Origin of the sequence: Marinilabilia salmonicolor JCM 21150, from assembly GCF_000259075.1 — a bacterium.
Taxonomy (GTDB): Bacteria; Bacteroidota; Bacteroidia; order Bacteroidales; family Marinilabiliaceae; genus Marinilabilia; species Marinilabilia salmonicolor.
On the sequence record NZ_AJKI01000018.1, the window covers coordinates 25965 to 51474 of the forward strand.

Sequence of the window (25510 nt, forward strand, 5' to 3'; positions counted from 1 at the left end):
GATTCTCTCAAATATAAAAAATTTATGCAAAAAACAACCAAAGGTTGCCGGCCAGATAAAATACAATAATAAGAAGGCTTTCCCAGCCAATTTTTCCGATTCCCTGCTTTTCGCGGTGAAGTAAACCCAGGATTAGAGTCGCAGTCAGTAGCATTGTCAATGAAATAATGAATATCTGATTTTGAGATACTGCATGTAGAATGCTGCCGTCGTTGTAAGCTATGTCGGCAAATGCTACAAAGAGAATGTCGAAGCTGTTGCCCCCGATAATATTACCCACTGCAAGGGTTAGGGCTTTCTGCCGTACTGCAGCAATGGATACCACCAGTTCGGGTAATGAGGTGGCAATGGCCGTAAGTAACATGCCAACAAACCCTTCGGAAAGATTTGTTTTATCGGAAATTACCATACCTGTGCGTGCTACAAAATATCCGGCAACCGTCACGATTGCAGCCAGGACAATAAACTTAATGTAAATAAGATATGGATATCTGGGTTGAATGTTTTCTTTGTCGGGAACGTCCTCAACTGTCTGCCTTGTCATTCTGGGAAGCCACATCGGGTAATCTTTGGCTTTACTAATCATTTTGGTGCCCAGAATATAAAAAAGAATCAATAGAAAAGAGATGGGATGGATATGAAAAAAAGTAGTGTCAGGCCCTGAAATCCCTAAAAGGATAAGTGCAAGTAGTCCCAACAGTAAAACGCCCTGCATGAGATTGGCAAATGATGCTGCAGCGTGTTCCAGGTTTATTTTTCGATAAGAGATGTCTGCAATCGACAGAAACAGGGTTTGAGCAGCAATTCCGCCTATGGCATTGCTGATGGCGAGCTGAGGATGCCCGTTGTAAGCCGCTACAACGGATGTGATAATTCCGGGAAGAGAGGTTATGCCTCCCAGAAAAACAGCTCCAAATAAGGCTTCTCCTAATCCTGTAATATCTGCCAGACGGTCAGCCTCTTTTGCAAGCATAGTTCCTGCTATTCCAATGATGATGGTGGAAACAATAAAGAGAACAATGGAAGTCTGTAATTCCATGGAACAAGTAATTTTTAGCCTGGTCTATTCATAAGTTTTCGTCATGAGATGTTCAAATGCCAATAAATTCGGACAACCGCAACGAAAATTGATGAAGGGAATAAAAATTTATTTTCAAGTCAATTTTATTGAGGACGCCTGTATTTAGCCGGTAGTTGGACATTGTAATAGATAATTTATGAATAGTTCAGGTTAGGTGCTTAAAAAAATTAAGTTTTCACAAAGAAATGATTTTCCTGGTGGTTGTAAATAATATTGATGGCCGAGGGGAGTGCTTCAACTTCCAACTGTTTGAGTTCTCCTACCGGTTCACCATCTACCTGAAGATCCTGAGCAGGTTGTATTTTTATTTTTGCGTGTCGGCACGAGATCGTTCGGATGTGTCTGAGGCGATGAATGTTACCTGTGAAAAAAGCCAAAAACATATGGAATATATAGTACCAGGGGTATGGTTTAATTACTACTATTTCAAATTTTCCGTCGTCAATTTTACCTGTTGGATTTACCACCGCTCCGGTTCCAAAGAAGTGAGTATTGGTCATGACCAGCATTACCGCTTTGTATTTTCGTCTTTTTTTTCCTTCGCAATCAACAATGCATTTAAAATGTGACGGTGATTTTAATTCCTTAAAAAATTGGCGTGCATACCCATAAAGACCTCTTATTTTCTCCTGATCGAAACGTTTGATAATTCGTGCATTCATGCCCAAGTCGCTTAAATGAATTGCCAAATGCTTTTTATTGATTTTCAGGAGATCTATGATACGGGAGGCATCCCGCGCAATGACAGACAAAGCCTGATCGAAATTGGTGGGGATATTTAGTTCAAATGCCATTCCGTTGGCGGAACCAGTGGGAATGATACCCAATTTTATTTTGGTATTTAAAAGGACTGATGCCACCAGATTTACGGTCCCATCTCCTCCTACGGCCACAACTGTCTCCGGAGATTTTTTGTCAATGGCTTCAGTTATTCTTTCCTCATCATTCTTTCCTGTTGTTTCCAAAAAGGAGGCTGGAAGGGAATGATTTTTACAAAACCGGGTAATTCCTCCTTGTACATCATTCTTTTGATTGCTTCCTGAAATTGGGTTGATGATGAATAGAATATTTCGATTTTCAGAACTGCTCATGTCGTTTCATTGAAGGTAATAGTTAACTTTGAGTAAACAATTATCTCTTACTATTCTTTAAATATAAAAAAACAAATCTTCATATGCCCATAATAACCAAAACTTTCCGTTACATCCTTAGAAAGGCCGGTAGCCCTTTCAGACGTGCCCGCTTGTTGATAAAAAAGCGTCTTTGCTGGTTAGGCATTCCCACTATTGAACCTTATATGGGGTTTAGCAATGGCCGGGATGTTTTTATTTCCGGCAACGTGATGGAGGATAAAGGACTCGAAAAACCCAGACCGGGACAATCGTTAAGGAGTAATATGCTGGCCATGTTTAAGCGTTATGTGAGTGATGAAATTGGCGGAGTGAGGGTTAAAGTAAGTTTTCTTGGAAAGTATGAAATTGTAGAGACCAATGAATTGGGAATCTTTCATTGTTCTTTCAGGTTCGATGAGCCGATTTCACCGGATAATCATTTTGAGGAGGTACACTTTGAATTGTTGGATGAGGTGGTTGAGGACCAGGGTGAAATAAATGCCGAAGGACAGGTATTGGTGGTGTCGGAGAAGCTCTCATTTGGTGTTGTTTCTGATATCGATGATACTGTTATGGTATCGCATTCTACCAAAACATTAAAGAAACTGAAACTCATGCTTTTTAAGAATGCCCGTACGCGTGTTCCGTTTGAAGGCGTGGGCGCTTTTTACAGAGCGCTTCGTAAAGGTATCGATGGACAGCGGCATTTTAATCCGGTTTTTTATGTTTCCAGTAGTGAATGGAATCTATATGATTTGCTTGTTGACTTTTTTGAATTTCGGAACATTCCTGCTGGTCCCTTAATGTTGCAGGAGCTTGAACACAGTATTTTTCAATTTTGGAAATCAGGAGGCGGAAATCATGAACACAAACTGGAAAAAATACGCTTTTTATTTTCTTTTTTTTCTAAGTTGGATTTTGTTTTGATTGGCGACAGTGGCCAGAGGGATCCTTCGCTTTATCTGCAAGCTGCCAGAGAATGCCCGGGAAGGGTAAAAGCAGTCTATATTCGCTGCATCGGGAAGGCCCATAAAAACAGGCAAACATTAGAAATCGCACGTGAAATGGAAAAATTAAATATCCCCATGTTGCTGATTGATAATACCGAAGACGCGGCCCGTCATGCCCTGATGAATGGTTTTATTGCACCCTCATCCATGCCCGACATTGCCAGGCAGTTGGAGGAGGACCACAATTTTTCTTTTACCGATTCTTTTTATAGTGGGAATGAACAGGTAATTGCTGATAATTAATTAATTAATTATATGAACTTTTTGATTGCGGGAGGGTTTGTATAAGGATAATTAATATTACATTTTAACCTTAAAAACTAACGTTATGACTAAAAAATTGTTCCTTTTTGCCGTTGTTGCAACAATGGGGTTGGGATTCCTGTCATGTAATTCAACCCAAAAGAAACAGGATGAGAAGAAGGTATCCGATGCCGTTGAAGAGAATTATGAGGACCTCCAAGAGGAGTTAAACGAAGTGGGTGCTGCCATTTCAGATTTGTTTAAAGCTGAAAAGGACGACTTTAGATCTTCGGCCAACGAGGTTTTGGATGACATAAATCGGAAAGCCGAAGACCTCAAGCAGAAAATTGCAGGAAGTGCGGACGAAAATACCCTGAAAAACAAACTGCATGACCTTGAGCAGGAAGCCGATAATCTGGAAAACAAACTGCAGGAACTGGATGATAAAACCGAAGAAGAATGGAAAAAAGCCAGGGCAAAAATTGAAGAGAATTTTAAAGCTGTTCAGAAGGAAATTGAGACTTTCTTTGAATAGTTTATTTGGGAATTAAGCAGTCCTCCTAAAAGCAGCGCTTTTTCCTTTTTAAGGAATATATAATGTTGTTTTGACAAAGTGATGTTGTTGTGTTTTTAAAAGGCCGAAGGTCTTTAAGCAATAGGCTGGGGCAACGCCCCAGTAAAATTGTAATAAAACAATCTTCCCCTCTCTTTATTGGTCGCATTGCGGCCAATAAAGAGAGGGGAAGGGGATGACTCTATTCCCAGGTTTATTGCACTCAGGTTTTCAGCTTTCAGCCTGTTTGTGCTTAACCTGTTTTATGTATAAGGCAGGTTTAGATCAGACATCTCACTTTTAGAGGATTTTTATCTCTAAGGATGAGATGCATATTTATAAGCAAAGGGTTGCAGGAAATGTGAAGGGCGATATTGTTTTTTGTAAATTTCAATATTCAGATTGTGAGTAAGTTACTCCTGCAATGATTCCACAAAAGCCATGGCTTCTCTCAGTTTTTTATTGGGAAAAAGACGAAGCAAAATTACCAGTACCGCAGCAGCAACGATGCTTCCGATAAAAAAGCCAATCATCCAGTCGGTGCCGTATTGGTAAAGGTTCCAGTTGACAAGCCCTTTGGCCAGCACGATAATCATTGGCAATGAAAATACCGGAATGATGGCCAGCAGACTGTAAGTGTCAAATATTTCCAGCTTTTTTATGCGTGTCAGTTTTTTTTGGGTGTCAAGCAAGGGCAGTTCGTTGCGAATGCTGTAATAGAGATGCAGCCGGTAAGATTCGAATACCAGGTTGAAGATCATGAGGCCGAACAGCATGGCTGTCGGAATAAAAAAGGCAGGCATAGTGAGATGGTTCACATAAAAAGCGACCAGGAAGAAAGAAAAGATCAATTCTATCACGATCTCGGTTACCGATGTCCACTTTATTTCTCCCAGATTCGATCTGATTTTTCTGAACCCGACTTCCCTGATAAGCTGATGGTTGATTTGTATGGCATTGTCTTGTTGGGTGTCGGCATTTTGCCATATCTGACTAAGTTCTTTGAATTCCATTTTAGTGTGTTTTTTCCTTTTCAAAATAGGTTCTGAGTGTCTCTTTAATTCTCAGTTTGCGTGTGGAAATGTTGCTGACAGAAAGCCCGGTTATTCTGGCGATCTCCTTGTTTGCGTACTCTTCCAAGTAAAGCATGATGATGGCTTTGTCCATAGGTTTCAACAGATCGATGAAATGGTAAAGTTTCTCCAGTCTTTCATCATGGGGAGGGGGGGCAAAATCGAGCCATTCCATCTCGTTTTTGTAAGCTTCCCGAATTCTGCTTCGAGAGGTTCTTTTCCTTAAGTGTGAGATGCTTACATTGAAGGCGATGCGATAGGTCCAGGTAGCCGGAGAGAATTTTTTGTCATATTTGGGATAAGCTCTCCACAGTTGAATGATGATTTCCTGAATCAGGTCTTTGCGTTCCTCCGGATTGTGACAATAAATTCCTGATACTTTTGATATCAGCCTTTTGTATTTTTCCAGAAAGGAAGCAAATTCTTTTTCCTGTCTTTGTGATGTTTTCAAGGCGACAATGTTTTTTGTTTACCTATATATTCGCAAGTAAAACAAAAATGTCACATCAGGAATTATTTTTTTGGGAATAAGGAGTCACAGATAAATAATGCCTTGAATATCCGCCAGGTAAACAAGCAGTAAAGAAATGAAAAAAGAGATTAGCGGAGCGATCAGCCACATGATGAAAAAACGGTTGACTTCAGTTTTTCTAAAGATATTTTTAAATCCCAGTTTGGCCACGCCAATGCCAAGAATGGCTCCCACATTTAGTTGAACTAAAGAAGTGGGAATGCCTTTGACTACTGATGCTAAAAGAAGCAGCGTTGCAGAAATAAACGCAATAAAGACGGCTTCAATGCGTCCAAACAGTACAATCTCCTTTCCTGTGTTTCGGAGGATCTTATGACCAAAAACAGAACTTCCTATTCCAAAACTGGGGGCGATAATAAGAGTGGCCAGAATCAGAACCTGCAGAAAGTGAGCGTCGCTGATGTTTAATTCATTAACTGACATGATAGCTATGGGACCGGCTGCATTGGCTACATTGTTGGTGCCGATGGAGAAGGCCACATACATCGACATGAATACGATAAGCCCCTTTAACAGGAAATTGTCATTAACCTTTTTGGATATGGTATAGCCTTTTCGGCGAATGGGTTTGTAGATATATTTACCGATCAACAATGCCAGAAAGAAAGCGATGAATGGCATGATGAGCCAGGTGGGAATGATTTCGAAAAACAATTTGTTGGTGTTGAGGGAGTCGAAATAGACTGCAGGGGCTACAACAGCAAGCACAGTTGCCTGACTTGTGGATTGTGGAATGCCGAACAGGTTAGCAATGAGCAGGGCAATGGCTACTGATGCAAGGATGATTGACACTATTGTAAAGGTCATCATTTCTTCGGCCAACAGTCCCTTTCCCATGGTTTTAGCGGTCTCCTGGCCACCGATGATAGCTCCCAGAAAAACCATGATGCCAAACAAGCCGGGAACTGCGGCTTTGCGGATGAGGTTAGCTCCATATGCTGCCGAGAAAGAAGGAGCAGTGCCACTGCCGCCCATGTTGATGGCCAGAAACATAGCTATAACAAATGGAATCAAAAAAGGAATAAGCATAGTTTTTGAATTTAGTTGTGTCTGTTGATGTAACCGGATTTCTCCGGCATGCTCCATACTTTGAGGTCAATGATTTCAATGCGAACATTTCCGTTTTCGAGATTCACCACCACGCCGCTATGTACTTTTTGCATCATGCAGTGATGAGGCAGAAAACGGATGGTTTCACCCACTTTCAGCGATCTTCCTTCATAAGTTCCCTGAAAAGCCAGTACCATACAAATTCCCAGATCTAAAATTTCTGTGGCATCGGTACTTCTGGTGGTTTGGGGTCCGATTATTACAATGGTAATCAGATTGTGTTCTGTGTCTATAACTCTGGCGATGTGTGTTATGGGGCATCCCAGGGGGCGGTAACGAATTACATCGTCCGGTTCTACTTTGACAGATGAGAATGGAAGCAGCGTTTCACGGCAGCTTTTCTCATTCTTTAGAGGATGCAGTATTATGTCTGCAAGGTAGTGATCAATAACACCGGAAATTATTTTTACCGGATGAAATGCCGGTTCTTTACTGAGCATCTCTTCTATGGCCTTTTTGTCAGCGGAATAGCTTGGTCTTAACAGAACCGGACATTGCGAAGGATTTTCGGTTTTATTGATAAGGGATCTGGCAAAATCATCGCATTGGGTGTAGCCACAATTTCCGCAATTGAATCCCGGGAGCAGGTTTTTGATTCTCTCCAACATGATATCTGATTTATTCTCCAACATACTGTTCACAACCGTTCATGTTTCTTAACAGACCGCGATGGAATTTTTTATCAACTCGTTGTTCTCCGATACAAAGGGTACAAACCGCAAAGGGAGCATTGTGTCGAAGCTTGTCCTCTCCGGAAGAACCTGCTTTGAAGGACTGGAATTTCTGAGCCAGCTCTGCAGCTCCCTGCCCGTTGAGTCCATTCACGTCAACAATATAACACCTGGGGTTGGCTTCCAGAATTCTTTCGCGGAATATCTCCCGTTCGGCCTGCGAAATCATGTCGCCCTTGGTAACTACCACAATATCGGCGCAGCTGAGGAACGGACCTGCTTTGCCTGGATTATTGGGCCCGCTGGTGGAATCAATGACACATACTCCCAGACAGTTTTCGGTGTATGGAGCACACCGGTGACACAAACCGGCGGTTTCCATAATCAGTGAGTCCGCATGATTTTTTTGTGCAAATTCCTTCATTTCGTCCAAATTGTAAATCGAGTAATGGTCGGGACACATATCGCGCGACAAACCTACCAGCACAGGTAGACCCAATTTTGCAAAGCGAATGTCGTCGTCCGTGGCAAGACAATCGATTTTAACCAGTGCCGGACGTCTGTTGGCTGATTTTAAAATTCTGATGGTGTGTACCAGTATAGAAGTTTTCCCTGCCCCGGGAGTTCCGGCGATGATTATCAATGGCAGAGAGTTGATATTTTGTTGATTGCTCATTTGATCTGTTCAGTAATTATAAGGTGAGGGATGCATTTTCTTCTTTGCACAACAGGCTTTGCGGTAAGTTATGGAGGTCAGTTTCCCTGATGTGTTTTCCATTACGCAGCAATTCTCGTAACTGAAGAATGGTTGCATCAATACCGGTGAGCTGCTCTGAAACTATGTTTTCTTCAGGTGTTGCTTCCAAAAGGGTGCTCATGCCTCCGTTTTTCATAATGATTCGTTTTTTTGCGCTGAGAGCCATCACCGGGTCATGGGTTACAATCATTATCAGTTTGTTATGTCCGGAGAGCAATTCCAGGGCCTCATGCTTTTTTATCCCCGCGTTTTCTATCTCATCGATGAGTACGATGGGAGACTCACTGATGACCGCTACATCGGCCACCATGAGTGCACGTGTTTGGCCGCCACTCAGGATCGTCAGGTTGTCGTTAGGTTTGATCGGCTCTCCGGTGAGCTGGTTGGCTTTTTGTATAATCTCATCTGTAGAAATCTGGTCTTTCCCTCTGCATCGGGCATGAAGACGCAGAAAATCCCTGACTTCCATGTCTGCAAGAAAATTCATGTTTTGCGACAACTGAGCTACCATTTTTTGCCGGGGATCGTTCCGCAGGGCAGGGGAGGGAACCTTCCCGTTGACCAGAATCTGACGTCGGGTAGAACTGTCTTTTTGGGATAATTGCTCAATATCTGCGATCAGCTGACTTTTTCCACTCCCTGTTGGGCCAACGATGCCAATGATTTCACCCTTTCGGATGTCCAGAGAGGTGATGTTTTCCGGATTTCCGGATTTATCAATTCCGCCGATCAGGGAGATGCACTCAATTTTGACCATAATTATTGTGAATAAAAATTACAGAACAAAATTGCGGCCTTTGTTGAAGTTGTAAAACAGTCCTAAGTCGTAATTCTCAGATACGTCTTAAAACGTATCGAGAAGAAATCAAATTTCGAAAAGCTTGTTTTTTATGGCATATACCACCATTTGAGCGGTATTTCCCGATTGAGTTTTCAGCAGAATGTTTTCACGGTGTTTGTCCACTGTTCGCTTGCTGAGATTGAGATTGTTTGCAATTTCCTGATTCGACAGACCTTTGCATATATTGTACAATACTTCAATCTCGCGTGATGTAAGTTCACTGTTTTTTGGGTCGTTCTTTCTTTTGTTGAGGTTGCGAACAATGCCATTAAGTATCTCGGGCGAGAAATAGTTATTGCCGCTGATTACCTCTGTTATGGCGCGTTGCACATCTTCAAAACGGGAGTTTTTTAGCAAAAAACCTTTGGCTCCGGCATCAATCATTCCGGTGTAATAATTCTCATTGCCATACATGGATAGGGCAATGACTTTCATATCGGGATATTTTTCGAGACACGCAGCGGTTGCATCAATGCCATTAGCTCCTGGCATCTCAATATCCATCAAAATTACATCTGGTTGGCAAGAATCAAGGTCTTTTAGAAAACGGTCTCCGTCTTCTGCTTCAAAAATGTCTTCCACCAAATCCCAACCCGAGAGCAGAAATTTTAGTCCTTCACGAAAAAGCTGATGGTCGTCAACGATAAAAATTTTCATAACGGAATGTTGGTTTTGAGGAAGAATCCCCGGTTACTTTTGGTGTGAATTTCCATTTTCCCCCCCAGGGACTTGATTCTTGAGTGAATATTAGACAAGCCGGTGCCCTTTTTATTTTGGATCGCGGATGGCTCATAACCTTTTCCGTCATCGGAATAATGCAAATCCAATTGTCCGGAATAGATGAAAAGGGATATTTCAATGTTGTACGCTTTTGCATGTTTCAGCGTGTTGTTGATAAGCTCACTGATGATGCGGTAGAGTATGACTTCAATATTGTAAGGGATTTCTATATGGTCGGGATCGGAAAAGAATTTTATTATGGGTTTTTCCGGCTGAGAGATGGCTTCATAAAAGGTCTGGATGGCTTTTTTCAGGCCAAATTTCTCGAGCAGGTGAGGACTCAGATGATTGGATATTTCCCTGACTGTAAGAATGGCATGATCAACAGAAAATTCCGTTTTTTCAATGATTTGCCGGTTTTTTGCTCCTGTTGCTTTGAGGTCGATAGCCGAGAATGCCATTTTTACGGACGACAATACTGGGCCCAGTCCGTCGTGTAATTCCCGGGCGAACGACTTACGCTCTTTTTCTTCGGTAGCAATGATGGCTGATAGTACGCGCGCTTCATTTTCTTTGCGCATATTGTCTATTTGTGATTGCAGATTGAAAATACGGCGAATGTAGAAGGATGCCACAAACATCAAAAGGGAGATGAGAACTGCCATCCAGCTGTCGAAGTAATCTGTAGTCGCGGGCGAGTCATTGTTCGCAAACATGGCAAATTCGCTTAGCCGTCTGACGGCCATCAGGAAAAAGGCAATGGAGATGGTGATCCAGGAAACATTGAATTTGGTACGCCGAATTAATTTCAGCGTATTGAAAAAGGCGCCAAACTGAAGGATGACTGAGGAGATCAGGGCTATCTGAATAATCATAACAATGCGTTTTCTATTGCAATATTATGGATTTTTCCGGATTTTATGTCCCCTTTATTCTATCTATATAGTTTGACAAGACATTTTCTTCAATGGACCCGGGCTCTCTTGATTGTTGTATTTTCAGGTTTCCACTCTTGTTTTTCAGATAGAATTTAAATACAAATTGGCTGTCTTCATTTATGCCCATTTTTCCAAAGCGAAGGTCTGCCAACCAGAGTCCGTTATGGTCTCTGTTTACATGGTAATAGCCTTTGGTAAATTGAATTAACTGGTTTAATTCCTCGTTGCCTGAATATTCATCCAGCAACGCTCTGTTGCGGGGAACAAAAATAAAATCATCAGGTATGTGATCATCAAAATTTGAATACAGTGCGATGTGAAACCCCGAATCATTTTCTGCAAGTCCCATCCAGAGAAAGTTGGTTAACGGCAACGGAGACGTTCTATATCGGTCATAAGATATTTGATTTTGGGAAAAAGCTTTTTCAAATACATTATTTACATGTTGTTTGTTCACAACGGTTCCTGCCAAATAGAGTGAAGTGATTGAAAACATACCCAATATGAGCTTTCTCCTGATTAGAGCAGTCCGATTGAGGAACGGAATGACCAGAAGCACCAATACAAATGGCAAAGTATAGAAAATATCTACAATGGCAATGGTAGAGAATTCAACTCTGTAGTTGTGAAAAGGAAGTAAAGCACCTGTACCATAAGTGGTGAAATAGTCTAATAGAGGATGCGTAAAGACAGCCCAGAATATCAACCCGGTCCATTCCCGCCAACTGATGTTCATTTTCTTTTGATGGATACGATGGATCAGCCATCCCAGCAGGGGCGCTATAAGAAAAGCAAAAATTAAGCTATGGCTGAAACCTCGATGGACAAATAGTCCGTCTACTTCACTGAAGAAAGGTGAGACCAATACATCCAAATCGGGAATTAGCCCTCCAACCGCACCCCACATGATGGCTTTATTTCCTGCTTTTCTACCCAGAACAACTTCTCCTACCGCAGCTCCAAGGGCCGTTTGAGTGACTAAATCCATAGTGTATGTTTTTATTTCAATAGTCCGTGAAATTATTTCAAAATATTGGAAGTTAAATCTTTAAATTGAAATGAGGGTTTTTGTAAAATTCATATTGTCAATGTTATACGATTTGTTCAACCTCTAATTTCTAATAATCTAACGATCTATTATTATTTGCTTCATCAAATAAACCTTTACATTGCGGTGTTTGTTTAATGACTGACAGATAAATATTAGACAATCTGTTTTTTTGTTAATTGCACTGATGTTTTTCTAGCAGATGTAACAACGAAGCGACTGGTGAGAATGCGGTGTTTTGTATGTGTTAACGGAATAATAACTTTTTTAAACTCCATACTATGTTTAATTTGTTCAAGAGAAAATCAAAAATTGAAGTATTGAATAAGAAATACCAGCGGTTGCTAAATGAAGCCTATAAATTATCGACGATTAACCGTAAAGCCAGTGATGAGAAGACCGCTGAAGCGAATCTAGTTTTGAGGGATATTGAGCTACTGAAAGCCGACCAATGTGGATGATATGAAAATTTTACTTGTAGTAATTATGGGACTTATATTGACAAATGGAGAGACTACATTATTCGACTTCGATTCACCTGAAAACTCAGGGAATTGGCAGATTGTTAATGATGGCGTAATGGGCGGCTTATCAGAGAGCCAAATCCATCACAACCCTGGAGGTTTTATGACCTTTAAGGGAAAGGTTTCTTTGGCCAATAATGGTGGTTTTGCTTCGGCTCGAACTTCTATAGAATTTTCTGATTTGAAATACAATTTTAAGGGTGTTGTTGTTCGGGCTAAAGGAGACGGGAAAGTGTATGGAATCCGTTTCAGAACGCATGAAGAAGGTGATGGGTATGCATATCAATTCAAAATTAAGACTTCAGATGAGGAGTGGGAAGAATTTAAAATACCATTTGAGGACTTTGAAGCCACTTTCAGAGGGAATACGCTTAAAAACAAGCCTGCACTGAAATCAAATGATATTACCCAAATGGGGGTTTTAATTTCAGATAAACAAGTGGGAGAGTTTGTGCTTGTTTTGGATTGGATTAAGTTTTATCGGTAATTGTTATTATTATTTGGTGTTTGGTTAAAATATTGAGATTGCTTTACTACGTTTCCAATGACAGCGCATTGCAGGTTTCAGAGGGCTGACTTCCGGTAATCGATGAGGCAATTCTATAGCAATTGTTGACCATTCCTCCGAAAAGAAAGAGAACATGTTCATTTTCTTTTGGAATGCAATTTACCGATAGGTGAATTGCTTTCTTTTGAAGTATCTCATTGGCCTCTATGGTTCCTGTCTTATCCTGAAGCAGGGCTGTTGCAATTTCTTCGATTGTCTCTTCATGTCTGGCAAGGAGCAGTTTCTCTTTTTGTGAATGGATGCTCCACATGAACGGAAGCAGAAGGAGGTAGAGGATGACGGTCAGTAAAGGAAAAATAAATTTGGTTTTGGAGCGGGGATATACTAAATAAAAATAAGCGTTTCAATCAGTGCGGGGATATCTCCATACATTACCATAAAAACAATCATAAACGGATTGATCTCACCCAATGGGGCGGAGATTTCCTCCCACAAAATAAATCCCAGGGGGAAAATGAACAGGGCTAAACCGGCCAAAGAAATGGTTGTTGGCATTAAGGATCTATGATTTGGGATAAAAATAATTCGTTATATTTGGATAAACAAAAAATCAGAAGCTATGACCAAATTGACCACAACAAACAATAGCCGCCTGCCCTCCATGCTCCGGAATTTTTTGATTGTAACTCTTTTGAGTTCTTTTTTTATAAACACCAGGGCAGAACAGAACAATATGGAATTGAATGATTCTGCCTACTACGAAATGCCGGGAGTCAATGTGCTGATGTTTACCAACTGGTACAATGAGAATTTCAGTGATTCCAAAATGAGTGGCATTGAAATTATTCACCATGGCAAACGAACTGTTACCAATGGGGATGTACGGTTGAATCGTACCCCCGAACAGTGGGATCCCATTCCCAAATTTAACCGAAAAGAGGTTGACCTGGTCAATAACATAGTGAAAGCCTGGCTTGAGTATCCTGATTTTGGTTATATGATTCAAACAGAACCTTCGGGCGATGACATCATTATCAGTGTTCACCTTGACAAACCTTTGCCTGAGTATCTGGAAGGAAAAGCGGGATTCAACCTGGAGTTTCTGCCTTCAGCCTATTTCGAAAAGACTTATCTGATGGATGGGACGCCGGGGATTATTCCTCATTATCCTTCAGGGCCTACCATAAAAAATGACTTGGGACAAATAGAGCCGGAAGCACTTGCTACAGGGCATAAAATGGTATTTGCCCCTGAAGATGACTTTCGCAGAATTGCCATTGAATCGGAGAATGAACTGATGTTTTTTGATGGCCGGAACAAAGCCCAGAATGGCTGGTTGGTGTTGCGAAGCATCATCCCTTCAGGAAAAACCGGGAGAGTAATTGAATGGAAAATGGATGTTTCGGGAGTGGAAAACTGGATGCGTGACCCGGTAATCAGTTTTTCGCAGGTAGGATATCATCCGTCTCAACAGAAAAAGGCTGTGATAGAACTTGACAAGAATGCTGATTTTCTTACCGAAGCTTCATTGTACAAGATTGATGAAAATGGAAGGAAAACCAGCGTTTATAACGGGGAGGTGGCCCGCTGGGGCTTTTATCAGCGCTATAAGTACGGGACTTTTGATTTTTCAGAGGTTAAAGAGCCTGGCATTTATACAGTCAGGTATGGGGAGTGGGAGAGTCGCCCGTTGCGAATAGGGGAAAATGTTTATGATAACATCTGGCATCCGACTCTGGATGTTTTTATTCCCGTACAAATGGATCATGTGCTGGTGAATGAGGCTTATCGTGTATGGCATGGGGCTTCGCATCTGGATGATGCCCTTCAGGCTCCCGTCAACCATGAGCATTTCGATTTGTATGCCCAGGGGCCAACAACCAATACTCAGTATCAACCGGGGGAGCATATTCCCGGATTAAATGTGGGGGGCTGGTATGATGCAGGTGATTATGATATTCGGACACAGTCGCAATATTATACTGTTTTGCACCTTGTTAGTGCCTGGGAAGATTTTCAGATATACCGCGATGAAACGCTCGTCGAACAGGAAAACCGCTATGTGGACTTGCATCATTCGGATGGTAAAAATGACATTCTTCAGCAGATTGAACATGGTGCCATCGGACTGCTGGCCCAACATCGGGCTGTGGGACACGCCATTCCCGGGATTATTGTTTCCGATTTGTCGCAATATACTCATTTGGGCGATGGTCTTACAATGACCGATAATCTTATTTTCAACCCTGCCCTGGACAGCATGGAATTAGATTATCCTTACAGTGGAACCTTTGATGACCGCTGGGCATTTACCAGCAAGTCCACTCCACTTAATTATGGTAGTGCTGCGGCTCTGGCTGCATCTTCAAGGGCCTTGAAAACGTATAATCCCGAATTTGCTCAGGAGTGTCTCGAAACTGCCATCGGGGTTTGGAATCTTGAACAGTCCAAAGAACCGGATATTTTCTATGTGGGAAATACAACCGGTGGCCCTATGATTCTTGAAGAACTTCGCGCAGCAACCCAACTTTTGATTGCTACAGGCAATGATAAATATGCTCAAAGAATAGAGGAGCTGTGGCCCGAAGTGAGTAAAGGTTTTGCTTTTCTTGCTTCTACGCTTTTGCCGGCACTCGACTATATGGATGATGCTTTTGTTGCTAAAGTGAGACAGAGAACTGAAACTTACGTTAAGGAACTGCAGGTTCTTCAGCAACAAAATCCATTTGGCGTGCCAATCACCGAAGGCGGATGGGCCGGAAACGGAACTATTGTTGGCTTTGGAATTACCAATTATATGCTTTACAAAGCATTTCCTGATGTTATGGATAGAGAATATGTTTTCAAGGCGTTGAATTATATATTGGGCTGTCACCCCGATTCTGATATTTCTTTTGTGTCAGGTGTTGGACTCCATACAAAAAAGGTGGCTTATGGAATGAACCGGGCCGATTTTTCCTACATTCCCGGGGGTATTGTACCTGGGGTATTGATTCTTGATCCCGATTTCCCGGAAAACAAAGAAGACTGGCCATTCTTGTGGGGGGAGAATGAATATGTTATTACTGTTGGCGGGGCGTATATTTATCTGGCCAATGCAGTGCAGGAGTTGTTGCAAGAGTAATTCTGTAAGGATGTTAAGCTCCCCCGTCAAGGCCTCTTGTTTTGACGGGGTTTTGTTTTTTTACCGGTTTATTTACGTCTGTCTAAAAAAGAACGTATTTCATAAAATATTTTCTTCCTCATGCAGCCAGGATTGTCGTACATCGGTTAAAAATGTTATTTTTGCGTATTGTTCTGTTCTGGTAGTGGTGAGCGATTCTACACCTGTTTTTGGGTCTGCTCAGGATACTTCCCGTTATTACAATGCCTGGCCCAATCCTGTGGGAGATGAGCTGCAAATATCAGAGATAGCTGAATTTGAAGGTTCTGAAACAACTTACAGGGTTTATGATACCAACGGAAATAGAGAAGCCGGTGGAAGCTTCAGAGATTATTCACGGGTGTCCTTTGATGCTCTGCCCTCAGGGATATACTTTATTCAACTGGCCAATGGTACTATAGTTGGACAGGTAAAAAAATTAAGAAAGTAAGAAGTTTTTTGATTGTGTGTGAATAAAAGGGCTGCACCGGTTTGAACCGGGCGGCCCTTTTTTAGTTTTTATTCGTCCAATGCATTTTTCCATATTTCAAAATCTTCCCGGCCAAACAGGACTATCCGAACAGTTTTCAAATATTTGAGTCCCGGAATGGTATTGATAATCGTTTCGAGCGCCACCCTGGCTGCATCTTTGGTGGGGTAACCAAAAATACCGGTCGAAATAGCCGGAAATGCGATGGATTCAATTTCTTTTTTATCCGCCAGCTGCAATGCATTTCTGTAACAATCAGCCAGCAATTTATCCTCAGGTTTGTCCTTTCCGTAAACGGGGCCCAGGCAGTGAATAACGTATTTATTCGGAAGATTGTGTCCCCCCGAAATTACCGCTTCTCCCGGTTGAATGGGGCCCATGGGTTTGCACTCTTTTTCCAGTCCGGGACCGGCAGCCCGGTGAATGGCTCCTGCCACACCTCCTCCATTCAATAACTGTGCGTTTGCTGCATTGACAATGGCTTGCATATCCGGTTGGGAGGCGATGTCTCCCCGGCCGATTTCGATCGTTGTGTTGGCAATTGTCTTTTTCATTGTCTTGTGCTTTTAGTTCTTAGAAATCTTTTATTTTGCTATAATATTTTCTTCAAATAGACCATATCAATAAGCTGTACCTCGTCTTCAAACATTGGATGGTCATAATTATCAGTAAAAAAATTTACAATAATGTGAGACTTTTCAAATCCGCAACTTTCATAAAACGACAGGATTGCCGGAGTATCCCCTGTTCCGACAAGCATCGTTTCAAAGCTGTCTTTGTAGTAATGTGAGATGAAGTTTATCAACGCTTTTGCATATCCTTTCCTCTGATACTTTTCATAGGTTGCTATATTTTTCAGTTCGCAGGTTGCTTCGTCAATTGCTGCAACAACACAAACTGTCTTTAAATCCTGGTCGTATAATGCAAACATATCGCCCCTTTCCAGATATCGGTCTATCATATCTTCAGACTCGTCTGCTAAGAGCAGTAAGTCAATGTGTTGCTTCTTGTTGCTGGGGATTTTTTCTATTTTCATTATTGTATGTTTTTTATTCAAATCAAACACCAACCAACAGCAGATTATTCGTAATGGAGGAATTGGGAATCTTCCTTCTATGTTCTAAAACCACAATTAAAGATAAGGAAACACTCCTAATTTATCGTTTTTCTTTAATTTTGGCTAATTGAATGATAAAATGAATCGTATTTATATGCCATCCCATATAGTTTAATTTGGGAACAGCATTATCAAAAAATATTTTTATGGAATCTATTATCCCCGCTTCAGAGCTCAATCGGCGACTTGTTCGTTTTCGTGAAATAATGAATGCCCAAAATCCGGAATGGGAGATGGGAATTATCTTTAGTAAAATCAATCTTTTGTATTTCACAGGATCAATGCCCGACGGGATGTTGATTATTCCCCGGGACGGGGAGGCTACTTTATGGGTTAGAAAGAGTTTTGAGCGGACATCCAAAGAATCAGAATTTCCTGATATCCGCCTCATGGGTAGCTACAGGGATGCTGCTGCTGTTTACCCTCAGACTCCCAAAGAGGTATATCTGGAGGCAGAATTTGTGCCTCTGGCAATGTTTAACCGCATTCGCAAACATTTTCCTTTTGAACGGTTTCAGTCCCTCGATTTGCAGGTGTCAATGACCAGAGCTGTGAAGAGTGATTTGGAATTGAGTTTTATGGAAAAAGCGGGAGCCATTCACCAGCGGGTGCTTGAAAATCTGGTTCCCAATATTCTGAAAGAAGGAATGACTGAGGCTGATCTCTCCGGTGAACTTTACCGGCTGATGGTCCTGGAAGGGCATCAGGGGACCGCCCGTTTTTCCATGTTTGATACAGAAATTGTGGTTGCCCAACTGGGGTTTGGGGAGAGTTCGTTGTATCCCACCAATTTCGACGGCCCAGGAGGAAATCGCGGATTGAATGCCGCTGTTCCGGGCCTGGGCAGCAGAAAGCGAAAACTTCAGAAGGGTGATCTGGTATTTGTGGATATGGGAATGGGGGTGAATGGTTATCACTCGGATAAAACCATGACCTATATGTTTGGGAAGCCGCTCCCGGAAGATGTTCAGAACATTCATAAACAGTGTGTAGATATTCAACACCAGGTGGCTTCGATGTTGAAACCCGGCAATATTCCGGAAAATATCTATGAAACCATAATGGATGGTCTCAGCCCGGATTTCAAAGAGAATTTTATGGGTTTTGGCGATCGTTACGTGAAGTTTCTGGGGCACGGCATTGGCCTCACTGTGGACGAACTTCCTGTGCTGGCCAAAGGGTTCAAAGATCCGCTGGAAGAAAATATGGTATTTGCCGTGGAGCCCAAAAAAGGAATCGAAGGTGTGGGGATGGTAGGGATAGAAAATACTTTTGTTGTTACACCCGATGGGGGGCGTTGCATCACAGGAGATCATCCGGGGTTGATCATGGTTGAGTAAGAAAATATCAGAGATTGATTGATTTGTAGAGGCTTTTGAAGTATTTAAAGAGACTGTAATTTTCAAATTTTTGCTTGTTTTGAAGGTTTATTTTTGATACTACAGCTATGAAAACTTACAGTTTTGATTCTTTGATATTGGTTTTAACGTTGGTGTTGGTTGCTCCCATCCTGGGAAGTTGTTCCCATTCTCAAGCAAAATTCTTTTCAGCAGACCATCCCCATTTTCAATATACGGGGCGGATCGATTTTTCCAATCCTGAGTTTCCCCGATTCTGGGCCCCCGGAGTTTATATACAGGCCCGTTTCGAAGGAGATTCCTGCCTGATAGAACTCAATGATGAGGTGTTGTCTGGAAGTAATCATAATTATGTTTCCCTGCAAGTCGATAATCAGCCGGTTCGGCGGATAAAGTTAACGGGGAAAAACAATGTGATAAAGATAGATGCTATGGGAGAGGGGCTGCATCATCTTGTCATCAGTAAGAGTACAGAATCAGGGATTGGATATCTGGAATTTGTTGGACTCCATTGTGAAAAGTTGATAGAGCCGGAAGCTCTACCTGAACGAAAAATTGAATTTTATGGCAATTCCATTACCTGCGGAACAGGAAGCGATGTTTCTGAGATTCCATGTGGTGAAGGTGAATGGCATGACCAGCATAATGCTTATATGAGCTATGGCCCCGTCACTGCACGGATGCTCGATACTCAGTGGATGTTGTCATCAGTTTCCGGAATCGGATTGATGCACAGTTGCTGTGATATGGATATTGTGATGCCCGATGTTTATGATAAGTTGAATATGCGCGATAACAAATACCAGTGGGACTTCTCGCGTTACCAGCCTGATGTGGTGACGGTGGCTTTGGGCCAGAATGATGGTATTCAGGATTCCACGGCGTTTTGTTCCCGTTATGTGGAATTTGTTCAAACTCTCAGGATGCACTATCCTGATGCTGAAATAGTATTGCTTACAAGTCCTATGGGCAATGAGGAACTGACCGCTGTATTAAAGAACTATCTCACTTCTGTTCGCAACTCTTTGCATGATCAGGGGGATTCAAATGTTCATACTTTTTTCTTTTCCAGAAGTTACAACAATGGTTGCGATGATCATCCCGATTTAACCCAACATACTGAAATTGCTCAGGAACTATCAGTTTATCTAAGAGACCTTATGAAGTGGTAAGTTTTGGGGTTTTACAATGGAAATAGGTTATTCAGATTTAGTGGCATGAAAAAGATTCCTTTATGTTTTTGTCTGAATTATTTACCTTTGTAGATGTAATCTGATATGTATGTTTAAAACAAAAATGGATTTGGTGAAGTAAATAACCTGTAGCCTTGACTATAGGTTATTCCTCTGAAAACTCAGGCATTTTCCTGTCGGAGTTATTGTTATGTATTTACTTTTTCAGTTATTTTCTTATCTGGAAATAACGGGAACCAGGTTGAAACCATTTTTTATTTAAACATCATGAATAATCTGCAATATTATGGATGGACTCCGGCTTTGCAAGAACAAAAGGAGGCTTCTGAATTTAAAAACTTTCTTCACGGACGTATTTCTGTCACGCATAAAACCCGCTATGAAGTAGTTTCAGAGCGGGGATTTTTTTCCTGCGAATTAACGGGGAATATGCTGTTTGGGCGAGATTCTTCAGAATACCCATGCACCGGCGACTGGGTGTTGTTTCAGCCAGTTGATGAAGGAAAGGGGTTGATTATGGATCTCTTACCCCGGGCAAAAACACTTTTTCGGCTGAAAAGCGGAGCTGTTTCGGAAAAACAGCCTATTGCCGCATATGTTGATAAAGCCTTTATTGTTCAGAGTCTTGATGATAATTTCAACGTGAGAAGAATTGAACGTTTTATGCTTCAGCTTACCGGTGAGAAGGTTCAGCCGGCGTTGATCCTTACCAAATCCGATTTGGCATTTGACAAGGAAAAGGTTGAAAAGGGGCTGACACATATTGCAGGTAAAGTGCCTGTGCTTTACACCAGCATTCATGATTCTGATAGTATTGAAGCCCTTCGTGCAAATATTCAGTCCGGAGAAACAGTTGTATTTACCGGGTCCAGCGGGGTTGGGAAAAGTACCCTCATAAATGCTTTATGCGGGAAGGAGGTGTTCAAAACTGCCACAATTAGTTCATCTACCGGCAAGGGGCGCCACACTTCCACACGTCGCGAAATGGTGCTGATGGAAGGCGGTGGGATTTTGATCGATACTCCTGGAATTAAAGTTTTTGGGGTAACCAATGATGATACCGCTTCACTGAATGAAGTGATGGATTTCTCCCGTTTCGAAGGGAAATGCAGATTTAAAGACTGTCAGCATCTTTACGAAGAAGGTTGTGCCGTAATTGAAGCAGTGGAGCAGGGGCTGCTCGACAGAGGTGTTTATGAAAATTACCTCAAATTGCGGAAGGAAGCCCGACATTTTACTACTTCGGTGTATGAAAAAAGAAGGCAGGGAAAAACATTTGCTAAAATGGTGAAGGAAGTGAAAAAGAAATCATCAAAGTATTGATGATGACTGATTTTTTGGCAGTAGCGGGATTTGATGTTCGCTGCTGCCAGAATTGTATTATATTCTATCATTGAATGTAAAGGAGTGAGATTGATAATGTATTGTCTTTTATTCTCCGACGTTTGTTTTATAGCTTTTTTTGATAAAGATTGTAGGTTGAAAGGGGTAAAGACTTTATTCCCACTTTTTCGAAGCCTTGTTTTTCGTAGTAATAACAAAGTTTTGGGTTTTTTGAATCCGAGTCGAGTCTCAGATATTTGTATCCTGTTTGCCGTGCATCCGCTTCAATGGGTTGAAGTATTTTCTTTCCAATGCCTCTCCCTGTGTACTTTTCAGAAACTACTAATGAATGAATATAAAGGGCTTTATCATTCAGTTTTCCCCAGGGAGGGGCGTCGCCGAGCCTGGCAATGTTATTGATCGCATCTTTTGCCGTTTCGGCGAGGATAAGTGTGCTGAATAAATGCTCGTCATCTTCGCAACCAATGGTTCCGGTAACCATATTAAGCGTATGAGAGAAAGTAACCTCTTGCCAGCCGGCATGATTAGCAAGTGTCTGAACATAGTCCGTAATCAGGGCACTGAATACATCATCTTCATATTGTTCTTCGAAATACAAGAGCGCCAGAGCACCCGCCAAGCTTTTGGTGACAGAATACAAACCGTGACGCATATCGTCGGGATAAGGATAGAGACCATGCCGGGTCTGAGGTGGGTGGAAATAGAGTGTATTATTCATCCAGACTGCCCCCAGACTTGTAAGAGCATTCGTGTATTTCATTTATTAATTTGAAACAGCTTTCAAACCCACTAATGACAGAATCAGCGTTGTTAAAAAAAACAATCGTAAAAAGGTTGTGGGTTCTTTAAATACAAAAATTCCGACCAAAACGGTTCCAACTGCACCAATTCCTGTCCATACGGCATAGGCTGTTCCGATTGGCAACGTCTGGGTTGCTTTTATTAGTAGTCCCATACTCAAGCTCAGGGCTACAAAAAATCCTGCATACCATAAATACATCTCATTGCCGGTGGATTCTTTGGCTTTTCCCAAACAGAATGCAAAGGCTACTTCGAAAAATCCTGCTATAGTAAGTATTACCCAATTCATTTTCAGGGGGGATATTTGTTGTTGTATCTGGCCTTAATTTCGCTTGATGGCCGGTGTTTTAATGAAATCCATTAATTCACGATCGTGGTTATTGACAATTCTGCATTCATTGTCAAAATACATTGTAGCACCATTTTTCGGGGTATAAGGATCCCAGGTTGGCAGCACACCTTTCACATTGGGATTGCCTGTTTTTGCAAAGTTAAGCCAGGCAGAACTCATTTTGTCAGCTAACTCCCATGCTTCTTCTGAATTTCCGGTCCAGTCAGGCCTCAGATCAACATTGTTGAATGCCAGTGGAATATCCAACCCGTGAAATGAGCCCTTGGTTGCATTGTCAACAGGACTTTTCCATGCCAAAAAGTAAGTATAAACCGGTGCGTTTGCATGGTTTGCTCTTGCATCAGCAGTTATTATGGTATATGGTCTGAAAACAGTATCAAGAGAAAGAAGATCCTGTGGTGTATATTCCGGATATGTTTTTGCAAACAATTCGATGAAATGTTCGGTTTTGTTACCATATTTTTCAGCTAATCGTTCTTTTGCCTGTTCCATTGTCAGGTCCTTTTCAGCATAAGCTACAGGTATCAGTTCATTCAATGTTGTACCCATCATTAAAGGAATGTTTTTTGAAATATCTGCAAATCCCGGACTGAAAGGCTGTTGGAGTAACACGTCTCCATCAACAGAGGGGGCAAAACCAAACATTGTTGGTGATCCTGGTTTTCTCGGTCCGGATATTTTTTTGATTGCTTCATTTCCTGCTTTTACCAGGCTTGTATAACTGATGGTATCCAGATTGTTAATATTATCTGCAGTAATTCCTAAATTTTCCAGAACTTCACTACCCAGTATTTGTGACTTTTCTTTTGTCATTGTATTGAGCAGGGTTCCACTTTGAATAATTGCTTTGTGAAATAACCCTTTTGCAGCCGGCATACACATGAGAGTGCCAACTTTACCACCGCCTCCTGACTCTCCCACGATGGTTACATCGGAAGGATTTCCACCAAAGTTCTCTATATTATTTTTCACCCATTCAAGGGCTTTTACAATATCCAACATGCCTGCATTCGCTGATTGAGCATACTTATTACCATAAACCGACAAATCAAGAAAGCCAAGGATATTTAATCTGTGATTTACAGATACCATAACAACATCCCCTTTTTTTGCTAAAGCTTGTCCGTAGGTCATGGGGTCGTTGCTGCTGCCTACATGGAATCCTCCGCCGTGTAACCATATCATTACCGGACGTTTTTCGTTATCATTTATTCCTTGTGTCCAGACATTGACGTTAAATAATTTTTTTTCGTCCATCGTCGAGTCGGGAATCCAGGCCACTTTTTGTTTGGCTACGGGACCAAAATCTTCACATTTAAGAACTTCATCCCAGGAGTCAGGATTTTGTGGTGGCATAAATCTTTCGGCTTTGGCATAGGGTATTCCCTTAAAAGAAAAAACACTATCACTAAACGTGCCGGATACATCCCCAAACGAGGTTCTGGCAATTGGTTCACGGCTTTGGTCTGTTTTCTGGTTACAACCTGAAAAGGAAAGTCCTAATACTATTAAGCAGCAGGAAAAAAGGGTTTTTAGTTGTTTCATAGACTGTAATAATATTTAATTCATATTTGTTTATCAGGTTTCTGAAGAATAAATAATGGTGTTATTTGAGATGTAAGGTTGCACTATCGCTTTATCACCTTGAGCGTATAAGAGAGGTATAGCGAAATACTCAGTGTGCTCTGGATATCATGGTTGTAATATTATTGCTCCGTTTATTTTTTTATCAATCATGAGGTTTTCGTTATTCTATAAATATTCTTTTCAACAGAATAAGCTTGGTTTATTAAATATCTCTTACTAACCTCACATAATTATATATGCGTACAGCATCACCCTGAGGGCCGTGTCCTTTGGGGTAGTCGGCTGGGTCGCCTATCATAACATCTGATTTTTGTGATCCGGCTCCATGAACATCTTGCCAAACACCATCCATTTTTGCCATGGCTCTGCCAAATGGGATATAACATGCTTCTCTGGTTGGTCCACCAGCAACTAAAACTGTTCCTGTCCAGTAATAAGGATAATCTTCCTGATTTGCTTCATTTATTATTGTACTACACTTAAAATAATCTGTATGTATTGCTGCAGAAGATGTTTTCTCAGGTGAACAGGTATAATCTACTATGCTGTGCAATTCTTTTATGTTTGGAAGTCGCCAGTTGTTATGGCCGAGGAAATTTTCAGAATTTTTTTCTTGAACCCAAGCCAACGCTTCTTTCCAATTCATGCCTTTTTTACTGTCCTCTTCTGACCACATTAGTCCTGTTGCCAAATCGGAAATGGTGCCATCGTTGTTGTTCATAAAATTGTTCTTGCCATATTCAGCATTGCCACGGACATAGCGAACATAAAGGGCATCGTTCAGTTCAGTCCAGGTAGGTGGAAGGTATTTTTTGTAGCCTTTGCTACGTCCGTCGGCAAAGTTAACACCAAATACGGTTGGCTGATTGTGTTGCGTTGTACTCACGTATTCCGTTCCCGACCAGTCCTGACATTCCATTACCCTTTCTCTGCCAATACCACTGCCATATTCGAATTCAAAAAAAGCAGTGTCAATATACGGAGTATAGCCCTCTGTTGAATAAACGCTGGAGCCATTTTGGCCGCTAAACAGAAACAGGGAATACAATTCCTGAATGCTTGGCATACGCCAGTCGTCATAACCGGCAGTGTTGTTTTTGCTTGCACCTGCTACCGCTTCGTCCCACGTCATTTTTGAACCACGTGCTTTAACCCACATCAATCCAGTAATGTTATCAGTAATTGTTCCGTCACCATTATCGGTATAACTTGTGCCGGAATCGGCGTATGTTGCATCCTGACCGTAAAATGGATCATTAGGACCTGGCGCTTCAATTTCCACTCGATTGTTATAAAACTTCGTTTGGTTTGTACCCACAATAGGAAAAGTTAAGGTTTGAGCGTAAGCCCTCGGCCTCCCACGTAATGTAAAAGTAAGAAATTTTCCCAGCCCGGGGGTACCGGC

28 protein-coding genes are annotated in these 25510 nt (G+C 41.6%); 9 read left to right on the top strand and 19 right to left on the bottom strand.

What is annotated here, in order from left to right:
• Positions 1-22: 22 nt before the first annotated feature.
• Positions 23-1039, bottom strand: coding sequence for a sodium:calcium antiporter (locus tag W7W_RS0110670; protein WP_010663754.1), 1017 nt, complete (start codon positions 1037-1039; stop codon positions 23-25).
• A 209-nt stretch (positions 1040-1248) separates the two neighbouring features.
• Positions 1249-2172, bottom strand: a complete 924-nt coding sequence (locus W7W_RS0110675) for a diacylglycerol/lipid kinase family protein (protein WP_010663755.1) — start codon at positions 2170-2172, stop codon at positions 1249-1251.
• A gap of 83 nt (positions 2173-2255) precedes the next feature.
• Between W7W_RS0110675 and W7W_RS0110680 the strand changes: the two genes are divergently transcribed.
• Positions 2256-3446, top strand: coding sequence for an App1 family protein (locus tag W7W_RS0110680; RefSeq protein ID WP_010663756.1), 1191 nt, complete (start codon positions 2256-2258; stop codon positions 3444-3446).
• A gap of 85 nt (positions 3447-3531) precedes the next feature.
• Positions 3532-3981 carry a hypothetical protein gene (locus W7W_RS0110685; RefSeq protein WP_010663757.1) on the top strand — a complete coding sequence of 150 codons (450 nt, stop codon included), beginning with the start codon at positions 3532-3534 and terminating at the stop codon, positions 3979-3981.
• A 431-nt stretch (positions 3982-4412) separates the two neighbouring features.
• Here the strand turns inward: W7W_RS0110685 and W7W_RS0110690 are convergent, their stop codons facing one another.
• The 9 genes from W7W_RS0110690 to W7W_RS0110730 form a co-directional block, all read right to left on the bottom strand.
• Positions 4413-5012, bottom strand: coding sequence for a hypothetical protein (locus W7W_RS0110690; protein ID WP_010663758.1), 600 nt, complete (start codon positions 5010-5012; stop codon positions 4413-4415).
• A gap of 1 nt (position 5013) precedes the next feature.
• Positions 5014-5523, bottom strand: a complete 510-nt coding sequence (locus W7W_RS0110695) for an RNA polymerase sigma factor (protein WP_010663759.1) — start codon at positions 5521-5523, stop codon at positions 5014-5016.
• 84 nt (positions 5524-5607) lie between these two features.
• Complete coding sequence (locus W7W_RS0110700) at positions 5608-6633, bottom strand: inorganic phosphate transporter (RefSeq protein WP_010663760.1); 1026 nt, start codon at positions 6631-6633, stop codon at positions 5608-5610.
• Positions 6634-6644: 11 nt separating this feature from the next.
• Positions 6645-7322: a (Fe-S)-binding protein gene (locus tag W7W_RS0110705; protein WP_051536320.1), complete on the bottom strand. Its 678-nt coding sequence runs from the start codon at positions 7320-7322 to the stop codon at positions 6645-6647.
• 10 nt (positions 7323-7332) lie between these two features.
• Positions 7333-8061, bottom strand: a complete 729-nt coding sequence (locus W7W_RS0110710) for a GTP-binding protein (protein WP_234408975.1) — start codon at positions 8059-8061, stop codon at positions 7333-7335.
• Between the two features lie 16 nt (positions 8062-8077).
• Positions 8078-8899, bottom strand: a complete 822-nt coding sequence (locus W7W_RS0110715; protein ID WP_010663763.1) for an ATP-binding cassette domain-containing protein — start codon at positions 8897-8899, stop codon at positions 8078-8080.
• A gap of 108 nt (positions 8900-9007) precedes the next feature.
• The gene (locus W7W_RS0110720) at positions 9008-9640 is read right to left on the bottom strand and encodes a response regulator transcription factor (protein ID WP_010663764.1); all 633 of its coding nucleotides are present in this window, start codon (positions 9638-9640) and stop codon (positions 9008-9010) included.
• On the bottom strand, positions 9637-10578 hold the full coding sequence (locus W7W_RS0110725) for a sensor histidine kinase (RefSeq protein WP_010663765.1): 942 nt from the start codon (positions 10576-10578) through the stop codon (positions 9637-9639). The genes W7W_RS0110720 and W7W_RS0110725 overlap by 4 nt, the downstream gene beginning before the upstream one ends.
• Before the next feature lie 43 nt (positions 10579-10621).
• Positions 10622-11629: a metal-dependent hydrolase gene (locus W7W_RS0110730; protein WP_010663766.1), complete on the bottom strand. Its 1008-nt coding sequence runs from the start codon at positions 11627-11629 to the stop codon at positions 10622-10624.
• 341 nt (positions 11630-11970) lie between these two features.
• On the opposite strand from W7W_RS0110730, the gene W7W_RS24060 reads away from it, so the two are divergent.
• Positions 11971-12150: a Lacal_2735 family protein gene (locus W7W_RS24060; RefSeq protein ID WP_010663767.1), complete on the top strand. Its 180-nt coding sequence runs from the start codon at positions 11971-11973 to the stop codon at positions 12148-12150.
• 1 nt (position 12151) lies between these two features.
• Complete coding sequence (locus W7W_RS0110740; protein WP_010663768.1) at positions 12152-12700, top strand: CIA30 family protein; 549 nt, start codon at positions 12152-12154, stop codon at positions 12698-12700.
• A gap of 46 nt (positions 12701-12746) precedes the next feature.
• On the opposite strand, the gene W7W_RS0110745 is transcribed toward W7W_RS0110740, so the two are convergent.
• The gene (locus tag W7W_RS0110745) at positions 12747-13031 is read right to left on the bottom strand and encodes a hypothetical protein (RefSeq protein ID WP_010663769.1); all 285 of its coding nucleotides are present in this window, start codon (positions 13029-13031) and stop codon (positions 12747-12749) included.
• A 74-nt stretch (positions 13032-13105) separates the two neighbouring features.
• On the bottom strand, positions 13106-13276 hold the full coding sequence (locus W7W_RS23495) for a hypothetical protein (RefSeq protein ID WP_157202467.1): 171 nt from the start codon (positions 13274-13276) through the stop codon (positions 13106-13108).
• Positions 13277-13340: 64 nt separating this feature from the next.
• Between W7W_RS23495 and W7W_RS0110755 the strand changes: the two genes are divergently transcribed.
• Together W7W_RS0110755 and W7W_RS23500 are read left to right on the top strand one after the other, a co-directional pair.
• Entirely contained in the window at positions 13341-15845 is a 2505-nt protein-coding gene (locus W7W_RS0110755) for a glycoside hydrolase family 9 protein (protein WP_010663770.1), read from the top strand.
• A gap of 187 nt (positions 15846-16032) precedes the next feature.
• A complete protein-coding gene (locus tag W7W_RS23500; protein WP_157202468.1) occupies positions 16033-16314 on the top strand; it encodes a T9SS type A sorting domain-containing protein in 282 nt (93 codons plus the stop codon).
• A 68-nt stretch (positions 16315-16382) separates the two neighbouring features.
• Here W7W_RS23500 and W7W_RS0110765 read toward each other — a convergent pair whose 3' ends face one another.
• The gene (locus tag W7W_RS0110765; RefSeq protein WP_010663772.1) at positions 16383-16907 is read right to left on the bottom strand and encodes a macro domain-containing protein; all 525 of its coding nucleotides are present in this window, start codon (positions 16905-16907) and stop codon (positions 16383-16385) included.
• 38 nt (positions 16908-16945) lie between these two features.
• Positions 16946-17389, bottom strand: coding sequence for a GNAT family N-acetyltransferase (locus tag W7W_RS0110770; RefSeq protein WP_010663773.1), 444 nt, complete (start codon positions 17387-17389; stop codon positions 16946-16948).
• Positions 17390-17616: 227 nt separating this feature from the next.
• Between W7W_RS0110770 and W7W_RS0110775 the strand changes: the two genes are divergently transcribed.
• The 3 genes from W7W_RS0110775 to rsgA all read left to right on the top strand — a co-directional run bounded on the left by W7W_RS0110775 (position 17617) and on the right by rsgA (position 21344).
• On the top strand, positions 17617-18810 hold the full coding sequence (locus W7W_RS0110775) for a M24 family metallopeptidase (RefSeq protein WP_010663774.1): 1194 nt from the start codon (positions 17617-17619) through the stop codon (positions 18808-18810).
• A gap of 107 nt (positions 18811-18917) precedes the next feature.
• Positions 18918-20000 carry an SGNH/GDSL hydrolase family protein gene (locus W7W_RS0110780; protein WP_010663775.1) on the top strand — a complete coding sequence of 361 codons (1083 nt, stop codon included), beginning with the start codon at positions 18918-18920 and terminating at the stop codon, positions 19998-20000.
• Positions 20001-20288: 288 nt separating this feature from the next.
• Positions 20289-21344 carry a ribosome small subunit-dependent GTPase A gene (rsgA, locus tag W7W_RS0110785; RefSeq protein WP_010663776.1) on the top strand — a complete coding sequence of 352 codons (1056 nt, stop codon included), beginning with the start codon at positions 20289-20291 and terminating at the stop codon, positions 21342-21344.
• Between the two features lie 127 nt (positions 21345-21471).
• Here the strand turns inward: rsgA and W7W_RS23790 are convergent, their stop codons facing one another.
• The 4 genes from W7W_RS23790 to W7W_RS0110805 all read right to left on the bottom strand — a co-directional run.
• Entirely contained in the window at positions 21472-22125 is a 654-nt protein-coding gene (locus W7W_RS23790) for a GNAT family N-acetyltransferase (protein WP_010663777.1), read from the bottom strand.
• Between the two features lie 3 nt (positions 22126-22128).
• Entirely contained in the window at positions 22129-22455 is a 327-nt protein-coding gene (locus W7W_RS0110795; RefSeq protein WP_010663778.1) for a DMT family transporter, read from the bottom strand.
• A 33-nt stretch (positions 22456-22488) separates the two neighbouring features.
• Positions 22489-24063 carry a carboxylesterase/lipase family protein gene (locus tag W7W_RS0110800; RefSeq protein ID WP_010663779.1) on the bottom strand — a complete coding sequence of 525 codons (1575 nt, stop codon included), beginning with the start codon at positions 24061-24063 and terminating at the stop codon, positions 22489-22491.
• A gap of 244 nt (positions 24064-24307) precedes the next feature.
• Positions 24308-25510: Lcl C-terminal domain-containing protein (locus W7W_RS0110805; RefSeq protein ID WP_010663780.1), on the bottom strand; the 1203-nt coding region annotated here is incomplete at its 5' end.